Here is a 2,513-nt window from a genome sequence, read left to right as displayed (position 1 = left end):
GAGCAGGCGCACGTCGTGCTCGGCACCGTCGGGATGTCGCGTCGGGACGACCGCCGGTTCGCCCTGGGAATCATGTCCTCGGCCCTCGGCGGGGGGATGAGCTCCCGGCTCTTCCAGGAGATCCGGGAGAAGCGGGGGCTTGCCTACTCCGTCTACTCGTTCGCGTCCCACTTCGCCGACGCCGGACTGTTCGGCGTGTACGCGGGATGCGCGCCACGGCGGGCCGACGATGTGCTCGCCCTGTGCCGGGAGCAGCTGGAGTCGGTCGTGGCGGCGGGTATCACCGACGACGAGCTGGCTCGGGCCAAGGGCCAGAGCCGGGGTTCGCTGGTGCTGGGCATGGAGGACACGGGCTCGCGGATGAGTCGGATTGGCAAGAGTGAGCTCGTGCACGGCGAGCTGCTCTCCGTCGACGAGATACTCGCCCGGGTGGACGCGGTCACCCTGGATGACGTCCAGGCCGTTGCCGCCGACCTGCTAGCCCGTCCGCTCGCCCTGGGCGTGATCGGTCCCTTCGACGATCACGACTTCGCGCGGGTGGTCACGGCATGACCTCCCCGGCTGGCCCTGCCGCACCAGCCGGCAACCTCGGGGTCGGGGTACTCGGCGCCCGGGGGCGGATGGGGTCGACGGTCTGTGCCGCCGTGGAAGCCGCTGGCGATCTTTCTCTGGTTGCCGCGATCGACGTCGGGGACGACCTCGCCGGCCTGCGCAACGCCCAGGTCGTCGTCGACTTCACCCGTCCCGACGCCGTCATGGACAACCTGCGGTGGTGCATCGACGCAGGCCTGCACGTCGTCGTGGGTACCTCCGGTTTCGACGACGAGCGTCTGGCCACCCTGCGCGGCTGGCTTGCCGACGCGCCCGGTGTCGGGGTGCTGGTGGCTGCGAACTTCGGGGTCGCGGCGGTACTCATGATGCACTTCGCGGTCCAGGCGGCCCGCTTCTTCGAATCGGTGGAGATCGTCGAGATGCATCATCCGGGCAAGCTGGACGCTCCCAGCGCAACCGCCGCTCGCACCGCGCAGCTCGTCGCGCAGGCTCGGGCCAAGGCGGGGCTGGATCCCGCGGGCCCTGACGCCACCTCGTCCGTGCTGGCCGGGGCGCGCGGTGCGCGGGTCGGCGGGGTTCCCGTCCACAGCGTCCGGTTGTCCGGTCTCGTCGCGCACCAGGAAGTGCTTTTCGGCGGTGCCGGGGAGACGCTGACCCTGCGTCACGACTCCTTGGACCGGACCTCCTTCATGCCGGGGGTGCTGCTCGGTGTGCGCCGGACTCCCGGGCGTCCCGGTCTGACCGTGGGCCTTGAGGCCCTGCTCGAACTGTGAAGGCTCGCACCGGCCAGGCGCGGAGCGTGCAGGCCCGTCACGTGGTGGTCGTGCTGGTCGTCGCGGCCGTGTTCTATCTCGGCCTGATCGGCTGGCGGGGAGTCCAGCTGCTCACCGAGACCAGCTGGATCGCGCGCGGGATGGGCGTGGGCGTCCTGCTGTTGCCCGTGGTGGGAGTGGCCGTCGTCGGCCGGGAGCTGCAGTTCGGCCGGGCGACCGAACGGCTGGGGCGCCGGCTGCCGGAGGAATCGGAGGAATCCGCCGATTCCGGCGAAACCGCGGCGGCGCTGCCGCGCCGTCCCTCCGGCCGGGTCGACCGTGCCGCCGCCGACGCGCTCTTCGACCGCCGGCGGGCCGAGGCCGAGGCGGCGCCGCGGGACTGGCGGGCCTGGTACCGGCTTGCGGCGGCCTACGGTGACGCCGGGGACACCCGTAGAGGACGGCGTGCGATGCGCTACGCAATAGCCCTCGAACGCGCCGATTCTGCTGCGTGATCTCGATACGTTTCGGGCATGAACGCGGGCGTCGTCTACGGCATCGATCTTGGAACCACGTACAGCTGCGTCGCCCGGGTGAACCGGTCGGGGGATCCGGAGGTGGTCCCGCTGTCCGGCGGCGCCACTACGCTGCCCAGCGTCGTGCTGTTCGTCGGACCGGACGACTACATCACCGGTGAACCCGCCCGCCGCCTTGCCCGCGCCCGCGCCGACGACGTGTGCGCGCTGGTCAAACGCCGGATGGGTGACGGTGACTGGCGCTTCGTGACCTGCGGCCGGGCCTGGTCGGCCCCGGCGGTCAGCAGCCTCATCCTGCGGGCGCTGGTCGGGGACGCGGCCTTCGCCGGCGCCGAGTCGATTCGTGACGTCGTCATCACCGTCCCGGCCTACTTCGGGGACGAGGAGCGCCGCGCGACGGTGCTCGCCGGGCAGTACGCGGGCCTGTCGGTTGTGGACGTCATCAACGAACCGACCGCTGCCGCGCTGTCCTACGGCTTTGCCCGGTTCAACTCCGACGCCTCCGTCGCGGGCCGGACCGCGCAGGAGGAGGTCGCACTCGTCTACGACCTCGGGGGCGGCACCTTCGACGTGACCGTCGTCGAGCTCGCCGACCGCCGGGTCTCGGTGGTCGCGGTCGACGGTGACCACCAGCTCGGCGGGGCTGACTGGGACGAGAAGATCGCGCTCCACC

General features: G+C 71.6%; 4 protein-coding genes. All 4 read left to right on the top strand.

From position 1 onward, the window contains the following. A partial coding sequence (locus DD1DGNOD_RS29965; RefSeq protein WP_241255887.1) for a M16 family metallopeptidase occupies nt 1–552 on the top strand: 552 nt, incomplete at its 5' end. Continuing rightward, nucleotides 549–1,325, top strand: coding sequence for a 4-hydroxy-tetrahydrodipicolinate reductase (gene dapB / locus DD1DGNOD_RS21220; protein ID WP_131768272.1), 777 nt, complete (start codon nt 549–551; stop codon nt 1,323–1,325). The genes DD1DGNOD_RS29965 and dapB, both read left to right, overlap by 4 nt. 26 nt (nt 1,326–1,351) lie before the next feature. Then, complete coding sequence (locus DD1DGNOD_RS21215) at nt 1,352–1,819, top strand: hypothetical protein (RefSeq protein ID WP_131770911.1); 468 nt, start codon at nt 1,352–1,354, stop codon at nt 1,817–1,819. Between the two features lie 18 nt (nt 1,820–1,837). Beyond that, nucleotides 1,838–2,513: Hsp70 family protein (locus DD1DGNOD_RS29960; protein WP_241255885.1), on the top strand; the 676-nt coding region annotated here is incomplete at its 3' end.

Source organism: Candidatus Protofrankia californiensis (assembly GCF_900634765.1).
Taxonomy (GTDB): Bacteria; Actinomycetota; Actinomycetes; order Frankiales; family Frankiaceae; genus Protofrankia; species Protofrankia californiensis.
Note: the sequence above shows the minus strand (reverse complement) of the source record. Positions and strands in the feature narration are given on the sequence as shown.

Excerpts from the sequence above, each read along its gene's own strand:
- dapB (WP_131768272.1), top strand. The coding sequence starts at position 549 with ATGACCTCCCCGGCTGGCCCTGCCGCACCAGCCGGCAACCTCGGGGTC.